Here is a 23,985-nt window from a genome sequence, read left to right on the forward strand (position 1 = left end):
GCTTTTTTCGAGACAATCGCAATAATTATTGTGGAAAGCTCTAGTATTTCTGGATGTTCATGGTCGATTCAAATCTGATTGATAATCTTTGTAATCAAGGGTTTCATATTATTGAAAATTTTCTGGGTGAAGAGCATGCGAGGCAACTTAGGACTAATGCCTTGTGCGGGGATGCTGATCAACGTTTTAGACAAGCCCGAGTAGGTAATTCCTCTGTTAGCCGGCAGCAGGAAATCAGAGGTGATAGTATTCTCTGGCTTGACCCCGATGAATTTGATTTGGCGGTAAACTATTATTTTCAGAAAATAAATCAAATCAGCCGCGAATTAAATAATGTCCTGTTCATGGGCTTGAATCAGTTTGAAACCCATTATGCCATTTATCAGCCCGGTACATTTTATAAAAAGCATGTGGATCAATTTCAAAATAACAAGGATAGACGTATTTCCTGCGTCTATTACCTGAATGAGGGCTGGAAGGCTGAAAATGGAGGTGCTTTGAAGGTGTATAACCAGGAAGAACAACTCCTGGTATCGATTTTACCACAGGCTGATCGCTTCATCTGCTTTACAAGCGATCTTCCTCATGAAGTGGAGCTGACCCATCAGACCCGTGTCAGCATTGCCGGATGGCTAAAACGAGTAAGTTCTCAACAAATTATTAATTCAGTCTGTTGAATTTATTGGCCGGTTGCTATTAAATGGATTGATAGGCTATTGTACATCAATCCAGGGAGCCGGAAATGAGTATAAGCAAAGAGTTTATTTCGTTATTTAACGATTTAGTTGAGCAATACGGAAACAATAACCTGAGCCGGTATTTAAAATGGAATAAAGATACTCATGCTGATACGATTCTAGAAAATCTTAAATTTCTGCAAAGTTGTTTTGTAAAAACCCCGGATATTTTTGACGAAGACGACGTGCTAAATTTTTTAAACAACTCCGCTGTTATTTTGTTTAGCCAGGACCCCATTTTTCTTGCCCACATGGGCACATTCACCAATAAACGTGCAGAGATCACACAAGAAGAGCATCATATTGGCGTCAACCTCTTCATTAAATTCAATACTAAAAACTCCAAAGTCAGCCTGATTGGCAATTTAATGCAGGCGATATCCAAAGAGAGAGAAGCACATTGTCTGGAAATAGAAGTCTATACATTAAGAATCCAGGAGCTGGAGGCTCAGATAGCCAAGCTAACCAAGGAGCTACGTGAATCACAAACTCATAATGAAGAACTGGAGCGGCACAAAAATGACAATGAGGGAGAATTGCATTTATTAAGGGAAAAAGTAACCCGCTATGAACATGCCTGGGATATGATTGAAGAAGCGAGCCATGCAGTTAATTTACAAAAAGTTATTGCAAATGCGCCCGCTCAGCTGGTGCCTGAACCAATAATCAAAGAAAATAAATCGTCGATTAAACAGTCACCCATCCTCTCCCCTGCGATGACAGGCTCAGATTTACAGACCAAACCCTCACCTGTTTTAAAGAATGAAACAGAAATTGAACCGCCAACCCAGCGTAAAGCGCCGCCAGCGCCGCCTGTGCCTCCCCGGCCAGTAAAAACAGAGGGTGGAAGTACCAACACCAAGCCCCCTTTGAAATTAAAGAAAGCAGCCTTAAAGCCAGGGCAACCAACGTTTTTTGCCAGTATGCAAGAAGAGCTGGATTTTGTACTTAAAACCAGAAACTCTGCTCCAGTAAAAGAACCGGAAGATAAAAAAGGCGAAAAAAAAAAATCCTGCCAGAATGGATCACCCCTGAGTTTATGAGCAAAATGGAACAAATTAGACAGGCCAACATCGATGCGGGATTAACAAGCAATGATACCGACGATGAGTCTGATGAATTTAGTGATGATCCCAATTCATTACAGCCGAGTTAGGTATTACACTAATAGTGCTTGCTATTCGCCCCATTCAACGTTATTTTTCCTTTTCAATAGGCCACATTTTTATAATGAATTTGCTCACGGAACCTGGCATGAACGCTTTAGAAATTAGACAATTACGTAAAATCTACGGCAATAAAGTAGAAGCCTTAAAAGGAATTGACCTGACTGTAAAAACAGGCGATTTTTTTGCTTTACTGGGAGCTAATGGGGCTGGAAAATCAACCACCATCGGACTTATCACCACATTACTAACCAAATCCTCTGGCAGCATTCGCATTTATGGCTATGATTTGGATGAACATCCCTATCTTGCCAAATCCTGTCTTGGCCTGGTACCTCAGGAATTTAATCTTAATATTTTTGAGACCTGCGAGCAGATTTTACTTAATCAGGCTGGCTTTTACGGGATTTCACGCTCTAAGGCGAGACCTCGTGCGCATTTACTGCTTGAACAATTAGGAATATGGGAAAAACGCCACAGTATTGTGCGGCATTTATCAGGAGGTATGAAACGCCGACTGATGATTGCAAGAGCCTTAATGCATCAGCCGAAAGTGCTCATTCTGGATGAACCAACCGCCGGAGTGGATATTGAAATCAGACGAAGCATGTGGGACTTTCTGAAGCAAACCAATGCACAAGGAACCACCATTATTTTGACCACCCATTATCTCGAAGAGGCAGAGCAGCTCTGCAAACACATTGCAATAATTGATGAGGGAGTGATTATAAAAAACACCTCGATGCGCAGTTTGCTTAATAGCTTGAATCATCAGACCTTTGTATTTAACACACAGGAACCCATTGAACAATTACCCATAATGCCGCTGTTTGAAACCAGCCTGATTGACTGTACTACTTTTGAACTACGGGTGAATAACAGTGTCTCTCTGAACGAGGTATTCGCAGAACTTTCGGCGAATGGGATTAAAATTCAAAGCCTTCGAAATAAAACCAATCGGCTTGAAGAACTCTTTCTGGATTTAATCAATCATGACCATTAATCAACAGTTGATTGCTTTTTATACCGTAGTAAGACGCGAGTTAGTGCGTATGTTTCGCATCAGCTCACAGGTATTTTTACCTCCGGTTATCACCACCGCATTGTACTTTTTAATTTTTGGGACCTTAATAGGTCCGCGAATTGGAGATATCCAAGGGGTCAGCTATCCCGAGTTTATCGCCCCTGGTTTGATTATGATGACAGTCATTACCAACGCCTATGGCAATGTATCGACTTCGTTGTTTACCGTTCGCTTTCAGAAAAGTATTGAAGAAATACTGGTCAGCCCCATGCATGATGGCCTGTTGCTATTGGGATATGTAATTGGCGGTGTGCTTCGCGGTGTAATTGTTGCCTTTCTGGTTTTCCTGGTATCCTGGTATTTCGTGCCTATTGATCCCCACCATCTGCCCCTGACTTTGCTTGTAGTGCTGCTGGTTTCTGCCATCTTTTCTCTGGCGGGCTTTACCAATGCAATGATCGCCAGAAATTTTGACGATGTCATGCTGATTCCTACTTTTGTGCTGACTCCCCTGACCTATCTGGGAGGCGTGTTCTATTCGACCGCTATGCTGCCAACATTCTGGCAGAAGCTTTCGCATTTGAATCCTATACTTTATATGGTTAGTGCTTTACGTGGTGCAATGATTGGCAAACAAGAGATGAGCATGTCTTTGTCGATGTGCATTATTTTTGTCTTGATCGTATTATTAATTGCAGCTAATATGATATTACTGAAAAAAGGGGTCGGATTGCGTGAGTAAGCTCACAAGGGAGGTCAGATGGCAGCAAACATTTTGGCAGGCTATGCGGATGAGCTCACACGCTTCATCAGAGAGCACAAGGAAGATGAACAAGTCTGCAAACGTGCTTTAGAGCTCAAAACTGACCTGGAAAAAATTACCAGTCCCGAGGCGGCCCTGGCGCTATTTCGCACCTACACCAAGAATAAAACGAATACCAGTCCATTTACTCATTTTGCCCCCCTGTCGCTGTCAGGTATCGTTCAACGATGGGAAAGATCTTTGACCACGAACGAGGCTAACAGAAAAGCAATCCTCACTAAAATCGCCCAGATTTCTTTACCACCAGAAGCTGGAGCATTACGTAAACTCTGCATTGAGTTACTGGACAATAGCAATTGTATTCTGGAATGCCGCTTTAATGCAATCATCGGACGATTAAACAAACCCGAGTTTCCGGTCTTGGCAGATTATATGCTCGCTCTGGAAAACTCAGATTTTCCGGTCATACTCAGGCCCGGTGACATACTGGCGAGAACCCCCAGAAACTCCTTACATGCAGAGGGGTTGCAGTTGATGGCTAATATCTCAGCCAAATACTCTTTCCGGCATTTGCCTGAGCATGCCTTAAACAGTGACGCCAATGATTTCATGCAGGACATTCTAATTGTTTATAACAATGTTTTCCCGGTACCAACCATCCAGACAGTTCAACAACCGGATGAGGACGATGAACGGCCCTGCTGCATAGTCTCCTAAACAATAGCATATTGGGATAATTACGATCTGATAACCCCAATATGCTTATATTAAAGCCATCTCCAAATTAAAGTTCATTCCCACTACAGGGATTAGAGTGACTTTGCTACACTATAAAATCGAGCTGCTTATTCCCGTAATAAATTGTTTTTTTTATTCTCAACGCAAGCGTTGACGTCTTCATTAAACCTGTTATATGGTTAACAAATCAATGCTGATTTAGACAATACGTTGAAAAATTCGATGAATTGTTTAAGCGTTTTCATGGAAGAGAGCATTCATTGATGCATTTAGGGAGATGAACATGTTTGGACTTTTGGCGACAATGATCGGCACCAAGGTGGTTTCCGGTGAAGTTATCGCAGGCACGGCTGGTGTGATGGCCGGAACATTTCTGGGGAGCTATTTAACCTCTTTAAAAGCGCAATCTGACCAAAAAAAGCTTATTATGCAAATGAGCGGCCTGAACAAGGCAGCCGGAGAATTCATAAACTTCAATTTTGCAAGCATTCTTGAAATCACTGTCAAAGAATTAAACCTGCTGGATAAAGGCTGTGAGTTGCAGTTAAATCTCGGAACCTTATTAAAGCCAGAACTGGACAAGTTCTGCCTGCTTCATGAGAGTCCTGCAGACGGGAATATTTTCCAGATTCATATGCTGCAGGAGAGCAGCCAGCTTATGACTCCACCCGATACACTGGCCTCTTCCATTGAGCGCACTATTCATGAATATTTCGACAGCTATCTGAAAAACCGCGAGGTGATTAACTCTGAAAATCGCGCCCTCGCCAAGGCCACTGTTCAAATCATGCGTAACACTACAGTGCTCCTAATCCAGGCAATGAAGGGAATAGCCCAGTTGCCAGGATATGAAAATGAAGAGCGTCTAGAAAAGTTCAGAACTATTATCACCAGCTATTTTCGAAATATTTTAGACAATGAAGGTCTTACGGAAAATTATAATAAAACGATTGCGGATTATTTTGTAAAAACTCAGAAGCAACGCACCACGCTCGCCCAGGAAGTACAGAAACATTTTGGCGATCTAATTGATCAATTAATTGTCGAGCAGCGAGAAATTAGCGTACAGACCATGTCTGTCCATTGCACCCGCGATCTCTATGACTTGAATAATCATTTAATGGAATTATTTGCCCGCTTGTTTGATGCACAGGCAGGAGCAGATGCCACGCAGCTTTCTGCCTATAAAATAACCCAGAATATGTTAAGAGCAGATACGTCCCAGGCAACCGGAAAAGTTCCCTTTAACGAATATGGTATCTTCAAATTACTGAAACCTCTGGCAAAAGTTTCAGAAGGACTTAATCGTCTTGCCCAAGAGGAGGATGGATTATCTTTTGTGCGTTACCAGGATATTTTTGATAATCCCAAGGTAATGGCAGACATTACATCCTGGGATCCCAGGTATGGTTTCTTACTTAAAGCCCCTATTGATCAAAATTGCAGAGATCAGTTATCGCGGGAAATGATAGCTATTTTCAAGCTTTTATTTATTTGTCAGGCGCTCGAGAAGGATTTCCTTGAGTCTGCAATTCAGTATGGCTTCAAAGGGATGTCTGAAAAAGGGGAATACAAAGCCAGGCGTCTTGTGATACATATTTTTTACCGAGAGGCAATGAGGCGCTTATCCGATTTCTTTGAGTATGCGCAGGTTAAGGAATTGCTGGATTTGATGAATGATACCAAATGGATGAAAAGCAAGAAGATGCCGCTCGTCAATCCCAAACAATCTTTCATGTCGATTACGGAACCTCTCGATGACAATAAACTGATAAAACGCACCAGTTTCATTACTAATTCGGTGTTTCAAAACAACCTTGAACAACTGGAGTTTCTGCGCCGACGCATGCAGTATCTTCATGATGGGCTTGATAAGCTTAAGAACTATGAGCCGGATGAACACAAAACGCCCTTTGATGCCAACAGTCTCACTAAAGAAGACCGAATTTATCTGTTTAATATTGCCAGAACCTTTGAAGAATATGGTTTAACCCGGTTACTTGGCTTAAATCCTGAATTACCCTCACAATTTTCAGAAATAGATAAGTCTGAAAATGAAGTATTTACTTCTCTCAAGTTTACCCAACTGCAATTGATGAATGTGAATGACGCCATCAATAAATTATGCGGTAAATTGCATATTTCCTCATCATATACTACTGGAAAAATTGCAGGAGGTCAGGTCAGCAGCTGTAAAATCAGCTTTGGAGGAAATGAAGCTGAAATACCAGACGGCCTTTATCAATTCCTCAAGCAAATGAACAGTCCCATATATAAGTGGAACGCGACCAGCTCGCTGCTCGGTCTTGGATCTGAGCAGTTGGAATTCGTTTTACTTTATCCCAAACATGGCAGTTTGCTTTCGTTTATTGAGTTTTATAAACGATTGCGGGATTTTGAAAGCAAAATCAGAGAGAAATGCCGGGAAGAACTTGCCCCTCCCCTGCACCAGTTTTTTCAGGCACTCGGAGATATCACCGCCCATATGGGGGAGCTTATCAGGCAGATTGATATCAATGGTGAGCGAGTTAAAAAACTGCAAACCCGAAACAAGCTGTTAACAAAGGAAAATATCCAACAGCAGACGCAGATAGTCAGCCTTTCAAGTGATATCGCCAAGGTAAAGGGGCAATTTAGCGAAACACAGGATTTGGTCCAGCAATTAAAGGCAAGTAATAAAAAACATCTGGAAGATGTAAAAAAAATTGAAAAGGCCAATGAAGATCTCTTTACGACTATCCTTGCCGATTTTCATCGCAACGTGAAAGATATTAAAGAACTGAAAAGCACTCTGGATGATAAATTAAAAGATGTACGGGAAATTCTTTCAGGTGACAATTCAAAAGTAGCCCAGGAAGCAAGTAGAGAGTTATCTCTGCTCAAAGAGAACATGCAGGGCAGAATTGGCAGCATTCTCGAGCGGTTCAAGCTATACGAAGAAAGTTTTAATAGAGCGAGCGAGAATTTAAGAAATGATTTTCAGTCCCTGAAACTAAGCATGAGCAGAGAACAGGAACTGATTGAAGCGCTGGAACTAAAATTGAATGAAGCCCTGGTTGAATTGCAAAAACAAAAGGATCGCGCTGATTTTTATGAGGCTAAGGCCGATCAGGCCAGAGTAATCGTTCATAATTTTTCCAATCTTTTTGACTTTCTGGAAAATAAATTCAGCTCACGTTTAAGCTTCTGGTCTTCCTATCGCACCGTAAAAACGGAAAACATTCTGAATTTTATCGAGCTGGTGTTAAGTAATCAGCAGTTTTTGAAAAATCATCTGGCTGAACATTCAGAACAGGATATTGAGAGGGAAATTAATACTTATCTGGATAAAAGCCAGGTAATTAACCGATATCATGGGTTATTCAACAATAGCTCATCAAGAGCTCTGATTAAACATATCATTGTGCTGTTTCAACGGGGTAATTTAATTAATGTATTGAAAAATGACGGGATTTCCTATCATGACAGGAAAATCACGCTCAGCAATACGAATGAGCTGCAATTTACTGAACCTCAAAGCAATAAAGAATATTCAATTGCCTGCAGGATTCAACCGATTAGTTGACAAGGCATGGTCCTTACTCTCTTTCAGAGAGAGGTTTTGGAATCAACCCTCACCCTAGCCCTCTCCCAGGTTGGGAGAGGGGATTTTTATTTTAAAAAAAGAATCATCTCCCCTCCAAATCCTCTCTCCCTCAGGGAGAGAGTTAGAGAGAGGGTTTTAAATCCCGGCATGGAGAGCGATCGCCTAAACGTTACCTCTTATCTTTCTTTTTAAATCCAATGGCCTCTAAACGCTGCTCGGTGAGGGGATGCGTTGAAAAAGCACTGGTCAGTGATTTAACCGGGTCAATACTGGAGGGATCAAATAAATACGAAGCCTGTCTTAGCTGTTCGTGCGCAGTTCGTCCATATTCCTGGGTGTATTCCTCGGCATTGGCTGCATGATCTTCCGAAATTTTAAGCAATGCTCTGGCCATCGGTTCATTATCACGCATGAGTTCGACAGCCCCTGAGTCGGCCATGTACTCTCTGGTACGGCTTAAAAATAATGCCAGAACGACAGTTAATATGGGCAACACCCAGCGCAAAACCATAATAATCAGCAATAGACGATTATCCTGGTTTCGGCGATCTCGTTTGTAAATCATCGAATAAAAAAGCACATCAATCACTAGCAATAAAATATTACTCAACACAGCAACCATTAATGTCAGTTTGATGTCCTGATGACGGATGTGGCTTAATTCATGCGCCATCACCGCCTGCAATTCGGCGCGATCAAGCTTGTCTATTAAACCTCTGGTAATGGCCACCATTGCCGATTTTTCGCTGTAGCCGCTGGCAAAGGCATTCATGTAGTTCGCTTCAATGAGAAATACTTTGGGCATATACTTTAGTCCCGCAGAAACGCGCATCTCTTCCACCACATTGTACAACTGCTTTTCCTGTAGATTCTGTGCTGTTTCCGGCGTAATTTCCCGATATTCGGTGCCCATTAACATAATCCGGTCGTACATGGCATAGGTAATTAGCAAGGAAATGACGGCGATACCGCCCATGATCAATGTTGCATAAGGAATGACCTGAAGGGTCAGCAAGGCATGAAAAGCCTGGCCAACAGTCAGATTGGGATTAGTGGACTGCAGAACAAATACATCCGCCACCAACCCCACCCCGGTATAGATCAGGATGAAAAGGAGGATGACTATCCTCGTTTTGCGCTGGTTTTTCTGTAACTGGGCTCGCCAGTCACCTACCGAAGCATGGTAGTCTGATAGCGGCATGGCTTACTCGGAAAACTTGACAGTGTAATCTTCGCGTGCCTTGATTTGATCTTCCGGTAAAGACCAATACTCGAACTCTTTATTGAGCTTATCGGAGAAGAAATTAACCACCATTGCCTCTACGAAGGATTTTTTCTTGGCATAATAGCGCTCGATGCTGTCATTGTAGGCCTGCTTGGCATAGGACAATTTGTTTTCTGTATTCACAATTTCCTCTTGCAGCTGAAGCATATTCTGACTGGCTTTCAGATCAGGATATTGTTCAAATACCAGATTGATTCCTGATGCGATTTGCGAAATCTGATTCTCTGCATCCATTCTCGCTTTTTCATCGCCAGAAGCTCTTGCGGCCTGTGCCTGATTACGTAAGGCAACTACATCTTTCAATGTCGTTTTCTCATAATCCATATATTTGTTAACGGTTTGTATCAAGGATTCAAACACCTTGAAACGGCGATCTAGCTGGATATCGATTTGCTTTTTATTATTGTTAATCGCCTCAATCATTCCGATGAGGGTGTTATAGATGCTGATTAGCCAAAATGCCAGCAGCGCCAGGATCACCAAAACGAATAGCAGAAACTTTCCCATGTTATTCATCCAATTTTGTTTTATATTCAAGTTATAGCTATTTTTAGATAAAAATCAAATTGCTTTGTTTTGTTACGATACAGCGGCTTCCAAAAACAGTGACTTGACTTTAGTTTTTTTGGTTCATAAAATGACAATTTTTAAAATTTTTCTTCTATGAGCGAACTTCGTACTCACAGCGAGCAAGACTCCTTTACTACATCGTTCAATGATGTTATTGAGCACGCCCAGTATATTCAGGGGGCGAGCGATTCTTTTCAGCCCCACCCATCAGGAATGCTCTGGGGGCTTGGATTCATGTACCTCGGTGTAGCCACCTCAACACCCGCCCTGACCATGCTTGGCTTAGGCTTGTTTGTATGCCTTGGTTTGCGCTGCCATGAACGATTAAATCTTTACAGTCCTTCTTTTTTTAGTCTCAGGCCAGAAAGAGACGCAGATGAATTGGTATCGCCAGCATTGCAATGGGTATAAGAACCGTTTAACTACCGTTAACTCGAATTGGACTCTGGTTCAAGCATTGCCTGGATGCCTCGGACAAGCTGAGGCCATGTCATCTCGAACGTAGTGAGAGATCTCCGAATGCTGGCACAAACCAAAATTTGGGAGATCTCTCACTACGTTCGAGATGACGGCAACCCTCGGTTAGTTGGAGTCAGAGGCGAGCACTAGGAAACTACCGCCTCTTTTTTCTTCTTTAACAGAGGCTTCAGAAACATTCCGGTATAGGATGCCTTGTTTCGGGTAATCTCTTCCGGGGTACCTGTGGCAATGATTTGCCCTCCTTTACTGCCCCCTTCCGGTCCCAGATCAATAATCCAGTCGGCTGTTTTAATGACATCAAGATTATGCTCGATGATAATAATCGTATTCCCCTGATCCCTTAGACGGAATAAAACGCTTAAAAGTTGTCTTGTGTCATGAAAATGCAAACCAGTGGTCGGCTCGTCCAGGATATACAAAGTATTTCCTGTGTCACGTTTCGATAATTCACGAGCCAATTTGATGCGCTGGGCTTCGCCTCCCGACAATGTAGTCGCGCTTTGCCCCAGACGAATATAGGATAAACCCACATCAATTAAGGTCTGACACTTTCTGGCGATGACTGGAATTGCATCAAAAAAGCTGCGCGCATCCTCAACCGTCATATCCAGCACTTCATGAATATTCTTACCCTTATATTGGATTTCCAGGGTTTCGCGGTTATATCGCTTTCCTTTACAGATGTCGCAAGCCACATAAATATCGGGTAGAAAATGCATTTCCACCTTAATCATCCCATCGCCCTGGCAGGCTTCGCAGCGTCCGCCTTTCACATTAAAGCTGAAGCGCCCAGGTTGATAGCCCCGAGCCCGGGCTTCGGGAGTGCCTGAAAATAATTCACGAATAGGAGTAAACAAACCAGTATAGGTCGCGGGATTGGATCGCGGGGTGCGCCCAATAGGGCTTTGGTCAATATCAATGACCTTGTCACAATGTTCGAGGCCGCTTATTTTCTTAATCGAGCCTGGGGTCATCACACTGGCTCGATTGAGTTGATTGGCGGCCAAAGGATAGAGAGTGTCATTAATCAAACTTGATTTACCTGAACCAGATACCCCCGTTACACAGGTCAATACACCTAATGGAATACTCACATTGACATTCACCAGATTATTGCAGCAGACACCGGTGAGATGCAGCATGCGCTCATCGTCCAGGTGTTTGCGTTGTCTGGGCACTTCGATAGAACGAACCCCCGAGAGGTATTGCCCGGTGAGGGATTTCTCTTCTGCCATGATTTCTTCCGGGGTTCCGGCGGCGATAATACGCCCGCCATGCACCCCGGCTCCAGGTCCGATATCAAGAACAAAATCCGCAGAACGAATCGCGTCTTCATCATGTTCGACCACGATGACGGTATTACCCAGATTTCGCAAATGGGTGAGAGTTTTTAGCAGGCGATCATTATCGCGCTGATGCAAACCGATTGATGGTTCATCGAGAATATACATGACGCCGACCAGACCGGAACCAATCTGGCTTGCCAGACGGATACGCTGCGCTTCACCGCCAGAAAGGGTTTCAGCACTGCGAGCCAGTGACAAATAATCCAGACCGACATTGACCAGGAATCCCAGGCGCTCACAAATTTCCTTATTAATTTTACCGGCAATCTCGCCCCTGTTTCCACTCAGATGAAGATGCTTGAAGAACTCATAGGCTTTTTCAATGGAATAGTTGGCGATTTCTGGCAAATTGATATCATTAATAAATACATTGCGCGCTTCCTCTCTCAAACGAGCGCCCTTGCATAATTGGCAAGGGCGGGAAGATAAATATTTGGCCAACTCCTCGCGCATCATCGATGAGTCTGACTCGCGATAGCGGCGCTCCATGTTGGGGATCACCCCCTCAAAACGATGTTTTTTAACCAGGTAGCCGCCATGAGAGCGATGGTAGCGAAATTCAATTTCCTCTTTACCACTTCCATAAAGAATAATGTTTTGAACTGATTCAGGCAATTCTTCAAAGGCAAGCTCGATATTAAATTGGTAATGCTCAGCCAAAGACTCTAGCAAGGGGTAATAATAAGTGGTTTTTTTATCCCAACCGCGAATTGCACCCGCACCAAGACTTGCTGTGCGATCATGTATAATGCGCTCCGGATCAAAATACTGATCAACACCCAGGCCATCACAGGAGGGGCAGGCTCCCACCGGGTTATTAAAAGAAAACAAGCGCGGTTCTAACTCACTCAAGCTATAACCACATTCCGGGCAGGCAAACTTGGATGAAAAGACAATTTCCTCGAAATCACCATCGAGGGAAGCAACAATGGCAATACCTTCTGCCAGGTTGAGCGCGTTTTCAAAAGATTCACTAAGCCGTTGCGCAATGTCTTCCCGAATTTTAAATCGATCCACCACTACTTCGATGGTATGTTTTTGACGCAGCGCCAGCTTGGGGGGGTCGTCAAGTTCGCAGAGTTCACCATCAATTCGAGCCCGTACATAACCCTGGGCTTGCAATTGCTGCATTAATTGTAAGTGCTCGCCCTTACGCTCTTTCACCACGGGCGCTAATATCATTGCCCGCTGTTCCGCAGGAAGCGTCAGTACCTGATCCACCATCTGGCTGATGGTCTGAGCATGTAAATTATGATGATGGACAGGGCATCGCGGTTCACCTACCCGGGCAAACAACAGACGAAGATAATCATAAATTTCAGTGATAGTTCCTACAGTCGAACGAGGATTATGAGACGTCGCTTTCTGCTCAATGGAAATCGCCGGCGAAAGCCCCTCAATCGAATCAACATCCGGTTTTTCCATCATGGACAAAAATTGTCTGGCATAGGCCGACAAAGATTCCACATAACGGCGCTGCCCTTCCGCATATAGCGTATCAAAAGCAAGGGATGATTTTCCGGAACCGGATAAACCCGTAATGACTGTTAACTGATTTCGCGGAATGTCCACATCGATATTTTTCAAATTATGTGTTCTGGCGCCGCGTATACTAATCCTGTGCATGCCTGACCTGCTTAAACAAAAAACAATCAATTATACCCTTTTGATGCCAGCTTGTGGAGTTAATTAAAGCGGATTATGCAACTGACGATAACAATAATAGCCTATTAGCAGAGATTATGATGAGTAAACTGATAAAATCTTTTCTTTTAAGTCTTCTTGTATTTTCTTCATTCAGCCACGCTGATAAATTTTCTTCATTAATTACCGGGAAACCAAAAGTCTCGCCAGTTCATTTTACTGGGGATAATGAGAGTGTTCATTAAACTGTATCATTACTCAGACAGACAGGCACGCCGTCATTTCGAAGGAAGTGAGAGATCTCCCAAATCTGACCTGGCATGAAACAGTTTCCCGGGATAATAGAATTCATCGCCAGATGCGCAGATTACACCCCGACTTGTCTTTCCGCGCGGCAATGACAATCTATGGTATAATTCCGTAAATGGGATTTGATATTTAGCCTGCCATGCGAATTTTTCTATATTTTATTTTATCTTTCTGTTTTTCAGGTTCAATTCCTTCTGCCTATGCTGAACCCAATCTGAAAGAAATTGAACAAGCTATCAGTGATTCAGTCATCACTGCGAAAATTAAGGCCAAATACACAAAACACACAGATTTAAACCCCTTAAAAATCTCGGTATCTACAGAAAACGGGGTCGTCACTTTAAGCGGACACGTCAATGATCGACAGGCCTTTGTCGATGCCTTAACGCTCGCCAAATCAACCAAAGGCGTTAAATCGGTAGAGATTGAAAATCTGGTAATCAAACCAGTCAATATGGGATTAACGGATGCCTATATTACGGCAAAGGTTGAAGCAGCCGTTTTAAAAGCCAAAGTGTTTGATGATGAATCCATCCCTTTAGTGGGTATTAAAGCCAGCACCAGCAATGGTACGGTGACGCTGAGTGGAAAGGTAAAACAGGAAAAATCGATTTTGGCAATTGTCAAGCGCGTCAATCAGGTACGCGGTGTAAAAAAGATTATTTCTAAACTACAGGTAAACAAGGACGACTCATGACCTTATTTAAACGCTTCAAATATTTCCTATGGTATTTTGGAACATTCCAGGTGCCTCTGATTGGCCATTTACGCCCCAAACTTCTGGTATTAAATGATGATCAGATTGTAATGAAAATCCCATTGCGTCGACGAAGCCGAAATCACCTTAACTCCATGTATTTCGGTGCACTGGCTGTTGGCGCAGATGTCGCCGGCGGACTCCACGCTTTTTATTACGCCAATAAAGAGAAGTTAAACCTTTCTCTGGTTTTCAAATCCTTCCATGCCGAATTCCTTCGACGTCCGGAATCGGATGTTTTTTTTGTTTGTGATAGCGGCCAGGAAGTCAGAGCAGCGCTATTTGAATCTAAAGATAGTGGCGAGCGCGTGAATAAGAAAGTAACAATCGACGCCTTTGTCAATTATCCGGAAAAACCGGAAAAGATCGCGGAGTTTATTCTAGAGCTATCGGTTCGCGTTAAATAGGCAATCCCGAGAGAATCCTCTCTCCCCTCTGGGGAGAGAGTTAGAGAGAGGGGCTTAAAATCTCAGGATAAACCCGAGAAACTGTTTTTACCGCCCTGTTTGACCTTATACATGGCATAATCCGCGCCTCGTAAAAGATCCTCGATGTTCTGACCTGCTTCTGGATAAGTAACACAGCCTATACTGACCGATACTTTCACAATATTATTTTCCAGTACCAGAGGGCGTGAAAGAGATTGAATCAACCGATTAGCCAGTACCGCCAACATTTCCTGATTAAGTAAATCATTTACAATAATAATGAACTCATCACCAGCCAGACGCGCCAGATAATCTTGCTTACGAATGGCTTTTCTAAACAGCTGACTCACTTCAATCAGTAGTAAATCACCAATATGATGCCCAAAGCTGTCATTGACCTGTTTAAAGCCATCCAGATCAAGAAACATTAATGCAAACCGGCTATTACTCCGCTTCGCGCGGCTTAAGCTCATTTCGAGCATTTCAAGGCAGGCACGACGGTTAGGCAGTTGGGTAAGCTCGTCATGCAAGGCTAAATGTTTTAGCAGATAATCTGCTTTTTTTCTTTCCAGTGCCAGACTTAATTGTGTGGCCAGAATATCAAAAAGACCCAGCTCATTCTCATTGATGACTAATTTTTTTGTTGGATAAAACTCAAAAATACATTCCACCTTATCACTTAAAAAAAGAGGCACGGCTATCACCTGATTTAATGTAAGTTTATTCCATTTATTAACCAGAACCGCCTTGAATTTTTCAATGTCAACCCTGGATAATTGTGACTTTCCTTCCTGCCATGCTCTCCCTGCCAGCCCTTCACCATAGGCCAGCGAAAAAGGAGGGAACTCCCCCTCCCCTAACATTTCAGGTTCAATCTCTTTTTTAGACCAGATAGCTGTAGCCACCATGACATTGGCGGCGGGGTGATAGCGATAAAGAATACCTTTGGAAAAGGGAGTTGTAAGGCCAATCAGCGATAAGCAGTTCCTCAGCGCCGTATCGATATCATCAGACATTAAAACCAAATGAGTTGATTGATCAATTAAGTCCATTTCCTTGATTTTTTTTGATAATTTGGCCTGGGTTAACTTAAGGGCACTAATATCAACGTGTGTACCCACAACCCTTCGAATTTTACCATCGGGATCGAGAATGCCTTGACCACGGCAGAAGATCCATACCAGCTTTCCATTTTGATGTCTGTAACGAACCTCCTGTTTGAAAGGAAAGCGGCCTTTGGAAATCAAATGTTGTTTTAAATTGTTTTCGACAATAGCAAAATCTTCAGGAATCACATGCTCTCTAAAAAAATTCACATGTGAATGAGAATAACGTGCATCCAGACCTAAAGAACGCAGCAGTTTTTTTGACAAACGGCATTCTTTCGTCTCCAGGTTAATATCCCACCAGCCATCAGTCGTTTCGTCAAGAATGTGATCGTAAAGAGCGATATTCTCGCGGAATAAGTTGACACTGTATTCACGAGCCATTAATTCCTGTTTTAAGGCGTTGATATCCGAAATATCACGTAAGCTAAAAGAATATCCCAGGAACTCTTTTTCTTCATTCAGAAAAGGGCTGGCTTTTAACATTACCAGGGACTCTTCTCCATTTAGATTGGTCAACGACAATTCCAGGTTTTTTATTGCTCCTCTGTCCGCCAGTATTTTAGCTATATCCCTTTTAATTTTTTTATCTTTCAAATGCAACACATCAAATAAACTACGTCCTAAAACACCATTTTTTCTAAAATAGCCCATTGAATCAACGAACGTTTCATTACACTCCGTAATTAGATTGCCCGTATCAATGAATAAAAGCATATCAGGGGAGTATTCATAGATGCGTTCATACTTGGCTTTCATTTCAGATAATTGCTGGTTTCTGTTTTGCATCGTATTACGCAGCTTTTCATTTTTCATATTGACACTGTGTTTCAAATAATTAATAAATGCCAAAAGGCCGGTGATTATCAGGCCAAAAAATAAAAAGAAATCAGGCAAAACAGGGCTATTGCTTCGTAAATAATTGTTACTTGGCCAGATGAAGAACCGCAGTTCACCCGCAAAAGAATGCACCTCCAGTTTATCGGCAAATCGCAAATTGCTGCTATTGCTGGGTTCAGCAGACAAACGCTCAAAAAGTATATGCTGATTATCAGAAATCCTGAGATTAAAGCCTCGCGGCAGAAGACTGTTAATGGTATCGGAAAGAAATTTAGTAAAATCGAAAAGCATAAGCCTGTTTGAGTCATTAGCACTCAGCAAACATAGAAAATAATGATTATTTGACGGCTTTCGGGAAATTACGGTTCGTATTCCTGAATTTGTGGAAGGAGCATTATCACAGAACCGCGCCATCTCAGCCTGATTCATCACCAATTGACTGCTGTTGGACATCAAACCCTGGTTTGCCTGCCATTGAATATATACCAGACTGGGCATATCTTCGAGGTAGTGAACAGCATCTTTTTTTATTCGCTCATCATCTATAGGTGAATCGCTGACCCGATAGAAAAAGCGCCTTGCCGCTTCAGCCTGAGATCCAAGAACAGTCTTGATTTCATTACTGACCACCATCGCCTCATTTTGAATTTTTTTCTGTACATTGTATTCAAAATCCATATACAAAAACTGCCAGAACAGAATGGACGCAAGTGTTCCGATAACCACTATCGCAATAGTTTCGATCAAACCCACATAAAAACGCCGAAAATGAAGAAGAAACAAAATAATAAGGGAACTGCTTAAAAAGATAATACCCAGTGCGGTCTGAATCGACATAGCGGTCAAACCCGACCATAGATAAACGGCTCTAATCTCAAGAAAATGGGAAATAGACGACAGGAAAGTCAAGCCAAAGACTACACAAACGAGGGCGAGTTGGGTGAAGCGTATAATTCTCGAATGACATTTAAGGTGCATCAGAAGAGCAGTATTTAATAAAATTAAACACAAGGCCGTATTTGGAGCCATTCGACCCGGATAGGTCACGTTTAAGTCCATATAACCAAACAGGTCATCTATACGAAAATTCATATCGGTCAGATATTGAGCAAAGGTCAGAGCAGCCAGAAGATTGGCAAACTGGCTCAAAATTAACGCCAGCTTTTTCCTTGAAGGCAAGGACAATATAGAGATGCTGCTCAGGGCAATGCACAATGCAGTGTTAAACTGCATGGGATAATGACTTCCTGCAAAGATATAAATCTGTGATGCAGCCACAATCCACAGCATCATACCAAAAAGGCTGATTAGCAAAGATAGTGAAGCAAATATTTTTATGGTAATGATATTGCGAAATTTTTGCATATTATTTAAAAAGAGCACTTCCGTGTCACTCCATTTTTAACGCCGCGAGGCTTTTGCTTTTACCAATTACTCCCCTTAAGTATAGACAATATTACCTCCACCTAACTATCGGCTTTTCTTCACGCCCAGAATTTTAAGCAGCTGATCAGTAAGCTGACGAAAGAACTGACGAACCAATTGCCGAAATAAGCTGTTTTTGCTTAATTGATCAATCATTGAAGGCTCTGCCTTCTCCTTTGGTTTTCGTTTCTTACTTTCATCCATGGTCATATCGATAGTATTCTTTTTGCGCTGTGCAAGAATTTCGGCTGCTGAACGCGTATTGACCTTCCGCCGATATTGCGATACCAGAGAGGATTGTTGGACCACTGAACTTAGCTCTTGCTCAGTTAAAGCGCCCATACGCGATTCGGGCGGTCTAATCATGCACTGAATTAATGGCGTCGGCTGGCCTTTCCCATCCAAAGCACTGAGTAACGCTTCTCCAATGCCCAAAGAGGTTAATAGCTGCTCTGTATTATAATAGTTAGTCGGTGGAAAGTTCTGAGCCACCAGCTTCATGGCCTGTCGATCTTTAGCGGTAAAGGCGCGCAGGGCATGTTGAATTTTCAAACCTAACTGGCTGAGAATGCTATCAGGAATGTCCTTGGGCGTTTGCGAACTGAATATCAGCCCAATTCCTTTTGAACGAATCAGTTTGACGATGGTTTCCAGCAGATTGAGCAGGGCCTTACTGGCATTTTTGAAGATAAGATGCGCTTCATCTATAAATAACACCAGTTTCGGCTTATCGGGATCCCCTAGCTCTGGCATCAAACGGTATACATCCGATAAAAGCTTCAGCATAAATGTTGAAAATAGCTTGGGTTTATCCTGCATATCCATTAATCGAAGAATGGAGATAATGCCTAATCCCTGATTCGTTGTGCGCATCAAATCCATCACATTAAATGCGGGTTCTGCAAAAAAACTGTTACCGCCCTGCGTTTCGAGTTCGATAATTTTACGGGTGATAATACCTATCGACGAAGAAGGGATCCCCCCAAAACGGGATTCTATCTCTGTCTTACCGGCATCTGTCTGTACATACTGTAACAAGGCTTTGAAATCACTTAAATCGATTAAGGGCAGTTGCTCTTCTTTTGCATATTGGAAGATAACGGTTACCAGACCGGATTGCGTTTCATTAATGTCCAGCATCCGTGAAAACAGAATGGGACCAAAATCAGCGACTGTCGCCTTGACAGGAACGCCTTGCTGTTCGTCATTCAACGTTAGGAACTCAACCGGAAAACCGCGCGGGGTAAACGATACATTCAATTCCTGACAGCGCTTACGCAAAAAATCATTTTCCACCCCCGGTACCGCTAATCCTGAAACATCGCCCTTGATATCCATGACCAGACTGGGAACGCCGGCGAGTGATAATTGCTCGCAAAGCACCTGCATGGTTTTGGTTTTACCACTTCCGGTGGCGCCAGCAATCAGCCCATGCCGGTTAAAGGATTTCAGTACCAGATTTACCGGAGAGTCAGGCAATAGCTTGTTATCAAGCAGAATGCCACCAATATCCATTACCGGAAACTCAGCGGCGGCATATGCTTTGCGTAATTCCTCATTCATTTTTGTAACATCCTTGCAATACTGATCTTTTGCCTAAGTATAATGCAGTTTACCGGTCATCAAGAGAATTTATCTTTATCCATCATCTCCATGATAAATAGTCTAATCATTTCACCTGGCAATTTGGGCAAAGACCATAGATATTCAGCGCATGGTCAGTCATTTTAAAATTGGCACGTTCAGCAATCAGCCGCTGACGCTCTTCAATCACCTCATCGACAAATTCATCCACCCGCCCGCATTTAACACAGACAAGATGATCATGATGATCACCCTGAGTCAATTCAAAAACTGAATACCCTCCTTCAAAATTGTGTCGGGCAACCAGGCCAGCAGCTTCAAACTGGGTTAAAACTCGGTATACCGTGGCCAGGCCTACATCCTCGCCCATGTCCAATAATGCCTTGTAGACATTCTCTGCGCTAAGATGGTGTTCCTTAGACTGTTCAAGGATTTGCAATACCTTGAGTCTGGGCATGGTAATTTTTAATCCAGCGTCTTTTAACTGTTGGCTCTCTTCCACACAGGCTCCTTAAAAAGCTAATCGATTGGAGTGTCTTTCTACGAATGACATGCTATTATGGCGAAATTTTTCAGGACAGGCAAAATTATGCGATTGTTACGTTTATTACTTGCTCTTACAATTTCATTCGGCATTGCATCGTGCGCCTCTTATGATTTTTCAAGACGAATCGTTCAACAGGGTAATCTTTTACCGCAATCCACTGTATCCCGACTTAAAATAGGCATGAGCAAACAAGATGTCGCTATTTTATTGGGAAGCAGCCTTTTGAGCCCAACTTTTAATAATAACCGTTGGGATTACGCTTATACCTGGCGCAAAGGCAGTTCACCGCTCAAGGTAAAAAACGTTTCCTTATATTTCAGTAATGGCGTGCTGACTCGTATTGAGCATTTTCCCTAGGCTTTAGCAGTTAAGCCTGGCTGCAAGCCGGGTTTAACCAGCATGCACAGCCATTTCATTTCACCGCTTTGGCTCGAATACGCCTTTTTTCCTTGGGGTCATTGGTTAATTTACGATAGACCTCCACCCGGTCCCCGTTTTTCAATTGCGTATCAGCAGATACTTTTCTTGAGAAAATACCATAATCCAATTCCAAAACCTCAGGGTAGACGTCCAATAACCCAGATTGTCGGATCGCATCGCCAACACAGGTACCCTCAGCCAGCGAACATTTAACCTGAAATATCTCTTGTCCCAAAGGAATAAACACCACCTCAATGTCAAGCATACAAATTCTCTGCCCGGTCACAAAACGCATCCACCATCTTATTGGTAATTTGCTCAAAAATAGGACCCAGCAACATCGAAAACATTCTGCCGGCAAACTCAAACTCGAGGTCGAAAGAGATTTTGCAACCTTCAGGAACCTCATCAAAACGCCAGAAACCTTCTAAATGGCTGAAGGGCCCGTCGACCAAGCGAATTTCAATCATTTTATTTGCTTGCAAACGGTTGCGAGTTGTAAATGATTTATTCATTCCGGCAGCCGAGATGACCAATGTCGCCTGGACCTCGTCAGCGTCTCGATGATGGATAATACTTTGACTGCAGTATGGAAGAAACTCGGCATAATGCTCCACTTCATTAACCAGTGTATACATTTGCTCGCAACTAAATTTCACAATGCGTGACTTTTGTACAATCGTCATGCCTTTTCTCCCAGCAATCTTTTTAACCAGCTATCCAAATCATTAATCTCGCTTTGACAGATAGAGTGCTCCATCGGATAGTCTTTTATGGTCAGATCATGATAACCCCTGGATTCTAAAAACCTGCAAGAGTAGTTAGTCCACTCGGGTAAAACGACATTGTCAAAACGTCCATATCCTATAAAAAAAGGCGTTTCGCGGGGTAAATGGAACTGGCATTCACTGGCGAGAGGCAGATAGCCGGAAAGTGACACGACACCGCCAATTGCCTGAGGGCGGTGCAAGGCCGTATGCAAAGCCATTGCAGCTCCCTGGGAAAAGCCAGCTAATATAATCTGCTTTTCAGTCATTCCCGTTTCAAGCTGCGACTGGATAACCGCATTGATTTGCTTTTCGGATTCCTTAATTCCCTCGCCATCTTCGCGATCGGTTAACTCAAAGCCGACGATGTCATACCAGGCCGGCATGTGCATGCCGCCATTTATCGTCACGGGCCGAACGGGAGCATTCATAAACACATGACGAACGGGCAGCGTGCTTATTGGATATTGTGATGCTAACCCTGACATATCCGAGGCGTCAGCTCCTAAACCATGCATCCAAATTACCGAAGCCAACGGCGGTGTATCTGGCTCTTTTGTGTAAACGTTCAACAAAGCTCTCCGAAAAAAGGGAAATTATCACCAATGCGCTATCCCAGTGCAAGAAAAAGCAATGATTCCTGATGAAACTGGCTTATTGATTAAAATGGCCTGGATTTCTCCCTGGACAAATTGATATCCGTTTTAAAGCTCAGCCATCTGGCAGGATCGTTAAAAGCATGATAAAATAACCTCCTTGATGTATTATTTGTAATCAACCAGCCCAATGATAGAACAAATCGAGTCCTTCCTTCTGGCCCTGCAAGAAAAAAAATCCAGAAAATTATCTCCTCAGGATTGGAATGAGGCTTGCCGCTTACACCAGACTGCCGATACAAAAGACTCCGCTCAACGCCTGACAGAAGGACTTGCCGCTCAATTAAATCTCCCTGAAGACTGCATTGACCAATACATCTCAAAAACCGACTGCAGCAGCGACACTAAATGGTATCATTTCAATTACCTGCAGGAGAATTATAATCAGGAAAAACTGGCTTTATTTGCGATACAGTCCTCGTTCCTGCTGCCTGCTGAAAATGGTTTAAACCTGACGCCCTACGTCTGGTTTGAATTATACAAACGCTTTGATACACAGGAAAGGGAGCGATTATCAAGGCCCTTTTTACAGCTGCATTTAGCTCGTCTTCAAAATCTTAATCATGATAATCTGATTGCCGCTTTGGCAGAAAAAAAACCGCGGCGAAGTTGTACTCCCTTCTTTCATTCTCAACCCCCGAGTAAAAGAAAACGACATAACCAGGAGGAAATCGATTATTCGACCAATCGGCTTATTCTGGCGAAAAACGCTTCCAATACATTTTGTCAGTCGCCGCTAAAAGACAAAGGCGTTCGCATAGCTGAAATTCAGCCGACAAGCCCTGCGGAGAACTGCCGCACTTATCTGAAAGTAGGAAGAACGCCGGGTGGCCGAGAGGCGCGCCTGGCCTATAGAACAGAGACCTCAGAGTTATGGACTCATACGACTCCTGATAATAACCCGCGTTTTAACGGCGCGCTCAGGGTGCCCGGGCAGTCTGTGGCCACCCTGAAAACACGATTCAAGCATATCTGGGAACGAGCTGGCAAAGTTACATTTACGGCAACCCTTCACCAGATTGAAGAAAATCAGAATAAAAAGCGTCCATGCAATCAGTTTACAATCTTCAGAGCGGCCTGCAAGGACGTGTTTAAAGCCCATGGCGTAGAAATTGATGCCGAGTCCACAGGTCATATGTTTCACTGGACGCATTTAATTGCCTTATTCCTCGGAGGCGAGCACGATCAGCAGTCTATTACCGCAGCAACGAGAGCAGCCAATCTCAATATACTGGAAGCTATCGAAAACGACACCGCTGAAAAACTGAAACAGCAATGGCCAAACGTTCCGAGTGTACGCATTGAGGTAACCCCTCACTATCAGCAAGATAATTTAATTCCTCAAACCCTGCACTTTATGCTGAGCTGGACAGAAACCAACTCGCATGGAGTGACAGTTGCACGTCAAAAAGAGCATTTTATTAACGCCTGCTCTCATCAGCGTTACAACAAGGCAATGCTCGATACCTTTAAAACACTGGATCAACTGGAAACCGAGCGAATCAGTTCACTCGTGATGGCCTAATCTTTTCGAACCCTGCATACCCTGCCGAACCGCTCAGAAGATGCCTTGTTTTATGGATCGCACACTAAACAGACTGTGAATCATTTACACCGCGGCTCTTTTATATCACACTGACGATGATTATAATTAAATACGGACGTGGAGTTTTCTATGAAATTATCAGGAAAGATCCTTGGGCAAGTGCTGTTAGTTGTTGTATTGATAGCCAATGTGTCAGCCTGCGGCCAAAAGGGACCGCTTTATTTACCAGAGCAAACAGCCCCTGAATCCTGACCAACCCGA

The 23,985-nt window shown here is 43.1% G+C and carries 21 protein-coding genes; 12 read left to right on the top strand and 9 right to left on the bottom strand.

Annotated features, from left to right (window positions below):
• The first annotated feature begins 59 nt into the window (after positions 1 to 59).
• The 6 genes from LXA66_RS05745 to LXA66_RS05770 all read left to right on the top strand — a co-directional run bounded on the left by LXA66_RS05745 (position 60) and on the right by LXA66_RS05770 (position 7,993).
• On the top strand, positions 60 to 677 hold the full coding sequence (locus LXA66_RS05745; RefSeq protein WP_233012382.1) for a 2OG-Fe(II) oxygenase: 618 nt from the start codon (positions 60 to 62) through the stop codon (positions 675 to 677).
• Between the two features lie 65 nt (positions 678 to 742).
• Positions 743 to 1,780, top strand: a complete 1,038-nt coding sequence (locus LXA66_RS05750; protein WP_233012383.1) for a V-type ATPase subunit a family protein — start codon at positions 743 to 745, stop codon at positions 1,778 to 1,780.
• A 211-nt stretch (positions 1,781 to 1,991) separates the two neighbouring features.
• A complete protein-coding gene (locus LXA66_RS05755) occupies positions 1,992 to 2,906 on the top strand; it encodes an ABC transporter ATP-binding protein (RefSeq protein WP_133140350.1) in 915 nt (304 codons plus the stop codon).
• Positions 2,896 to 3,669 carry an ABC transporter permease gene (locus tag LXA66_RS05760; RefSeq protein ID WP_233012384.1) on the top strand — a complete coding sequence of 258 codons (774 nt, stop codon included), beginning with the start codon at positions 2,896 to 2,898 and terminating at the stop codon, positions 3,667 to 3,669. The genes LXA66_RS05755 and LXA66_RS05760 overlap by 11 nt, the downstream gene beginning before the upstream one ends.
• A gap of 18 nt (positions 3,670 to 3,687) precedes the next feature.
• Complete coding sequence (locus LXA66_RS05765; RefSeq protein WP_233012385.1) at positions 3,688 to 4,407, top strand: hypothetical protein; 720 nt, start codon at positions 3,688 to 3,690, stop codon at positions 4,405 to 4,407.
• A 304-nt stretch (positions 4,408 to 4,711) separates the two neighbouring features.
• Positions 4,712 to 7,993, top strand: coding sequence for a hypothetical protein (locus LXA66_RS05770; RefSeq protein WP_233012386.1), 3,282 nt, complete (start codon positions 4,712 to 4,714; stop codon positions 7,991 to 7,993).
• 190 nt (positions 7,994 to 8,183) lie between these two features.
• Here LXA66_RS05770 and htpX read toward each other — a convergent pair whose 3' ends face one another.
• Both htpX and LXA66_RS05780 read right to left on the bottom strand, forming a co-directional pair.
• The gene (gene htpX / locus LXA66_RS05775) at positions 8,184 to 9,215 is read right to left on the bottom strand and encodes a zinc metalloprotease HtpX (RefSeq protein ID WP_112220462.1); all 1,032 of its coding nucleotides are present in this window, start codon (positions 9,213 to 9,215) and stop codon (positions 8,184 to 8,186) included.
• A gap of 3 nt (positions 9,216 to 9,218) precedes the next feature.
• Complete coding sequence (locus LXA66_RS05780; RefSeq protein WP_133140354.1) at positions 9,219 to 9,806, bottom strand: LemA family protein; 588 nt, start codon at positions 9,804 to 9,806, stop codon at positions 9,219 to 9,221.
• A 156-nt stretch (positions 9,807 to 9,962) separates the two neighbouring features.
• Between LXA66_RS05780 and LXA66_RS05785 the strand changes: the two genes are divergently transcribed.
• Entirely contained in the window at positions 9,963 to 10,280 is a 318-nt protein-coding gene (locus LXA66_RS05785; protein WP_233012387.1) for a hypothetical protein, read from the top strand.
• Between the two features lie 194 nt (positions 10,281 to 10,474).
• Here the strand turns inward: LXA66_RS05785 and uvrA are convergent, their stop codons facing one another.
• Positions 10,475 to 13,321: an excinuclease ABC subunit UvrA gene (uvrA, locus tag LXA66_RS05790; protein WP_233012388.1), complete on the bottom strand. Its 2,847-nt coding sequence runs from the start codon at positions 13,319 to 13,321 to the stop codon at positions 10,475 to 10,477.
• Between the two features lie 466 nt (positions 13,322 to 13,787).
• Here uvrA and LXA66_RS05795 point away from each other — a divergent pair, with 466 nt between their 5' ends.
• Positions 13,788 to 14,345 carry a BON domain-containing protein gene (locus tag LXA66_RS05795; RefSeq protein ID WP_233012389.1) on the top strand — a complete coding sequence of 186 codons (558 nt, stop codon included), beginning with the start codon at positions 13,788 to 13,790 and terminating at the stop codon, positions 14,343 to 14,345.
• Positions 14,342 to 14,812 (top strand): PaaI family thioesterase, encoded by a 471-nt coding sequence (locus LXA66_RS05800; RefSeq protein WP_233012390.1) that lies wholly within the window; start codon positions 14,342 to 14,344, stop codon positions 14,810 to 14,812. The genes LXA66_RS05795 and LXA66_RS05800 overlap by 4 nt, the downstream gene beginning before the upstream one ends.
• Before the next feature lie 62 nt (positions 14,813 to 14,874).
• Here LXA66_RS05800 and LXA66_RS15900 read toward each other — a convergent pair whose 3' ends face one another.
• From LXA66_RS15900 to fur, 3 genes are all read right to left on the bottom strand, one after another.
• The gene (locus LXA66_RS15900; RefSeq protein ID WP_233012391.1) at positions 14,875 to 18,162 is read right to left on the bottom strand and encodes a diguanylate cyclase domain-containing protein; all 3,288 of its coding nucleotides are present in this window, start codon (positions 18,160 to 18,162) and stop codon (positions 14,875 to 14,877) included.
• Positions 18,163 to 18,249: 87 nt separating this feature from the next.
• Positions 18,250 to 19,767, bottom strand: a complete 1,518-nt coding sequence (locus LXA66_RS05810) for a helicase HerA-like domain-containing protein (protein WP_233012392.1) — start codon at positions 19,765 to 19,767, stop codon at positions 18,250 to 18,252.
• A gap of 106 nt (positions 19,768 to 19,873) precedes the next feature.
• Complete coding sequence (fur, locus tag LXA66_RS05815; protein WP_112220470.1) at positions 19,874 to 20,290, bottom strand: ferric iron uptake transcriptional regulator; 417 nt, start codon at positions 20,288 to 20,290, stop codon at positions 19,874 to 19,876.
• A 57-nt stretch (positions 20,291 to 20,347) separates the two neighbouring features.
• Here fur and LXA66_RS05820 point away from each other — a divergent pair, with 57 nt between their 5' ends.
• Positions 20,348 to 20,692 (top strand): outer membrane protein assembly factor BamE, encoded by a 345-nt coding sequence (locus LXA66_RS05820; protein ID WP_370637188.1) that lies wholly within the window; start codon positions 20,348 to 20,350, stop codon positions 20,690 to 20,692.
• A 55-nt stretch (positions 20,693 to 20,747) separates the two neighbouring features.
• Here LXA66_RS05820 and LXA66_RS05825 read toward each other — a convergent pair whose 3' ends face one another.
• From LXA66_RS05825 to LXA66_RS05835, 3 genes are read right to left on the bottom strand one after another with little or no spacing between them, the layout of a single operon-like run.
• Positions 20,748 to 21,020 (bottom strand): RnfH family protein, encoded by a 273-nt coding sequence (locus LXA66_RS05825; protein ID WP_233012394.1) that lies wholly within the window; start codon positions 21,018 to 21,020, stop codon positions 20,748 to 20,750.
• The gene (locus tag LXA66_RS05830; protein ID WP_233012395.1) at positions 21,013 to 21,441 is read right to left on the bottom strand and encodes a type II toxin-antitoxin system RatA family toxin; all 429 of its coding nucleotides are present in this window, start codon (positions 21,439 to 21,441) and stop codon (positions 21,013 to 21,015) included. The genes LXA66_RS05825 and LXA66_RS05830 overlap by 8 nt, the downstream gene beginning before the upstream one ends.
• A complete protein-coding gene (locus tag LXA66_RS05835; protein ID WP_255665297.1) occupies positions 21,438 to 22,094 on the bottom strand; it encodes an alpha/beta hydrolase in 657 nt (218 codons plus the stop codon). Before LXA66_RS05835 ends, LXA66_RS05830 begins: the two co-directional genes overlap by 4 nt.
• A 214-nt stretch (positions 22,095 to 22,308) precedes the next feature.
• Here LXA66_RS05835 and LXA66_RS05840 point away from each other — a divergent pair, with 214 nt between their 5' ends.
• Together LXA66_RS05840 and LXA66_RS05845 are read left to right on the top strand one after the other, a co-directional pair.
• Positions 22,309 to 23,703, top strand: coding sequence for a DNA/RNA non-specific endonuclease (locus LXA66_RS05840; RefSeq protein WP_233012396.1), 1,395 nt, complete (start codon positions 22,309 to 22,311; stop codon positions 23,701 to 23,703).
• Positions 23,704 to 23,853: 150 nt separating this feature from the next.
• The gene (locus tag LXA66_RS05845) at positions 23,854 to 23,976 is read left to right on the top strand and encodes a lipoprotein (protein WP_112220475.1); all 123 of its coding nucleotides are present in this window, start codon (positions 23,854 to 23,856) and stop codon (positions 23,974 to 23,976) included.
• The last annotated feature ends 9 nt before the right edge of the window (positions 23,977 to 23,985 follow it).

Origin of the sequence: Legionella sp. 16cNR16C (assembly GCF_021297775.1) — a bacterium.
Lineage (GTDB): Bacteria > Pseudomonadota > Gammaproteobacteria > Legionellales > Legionellaceae > Legionella_C > Legionella_C quinlivanii_A.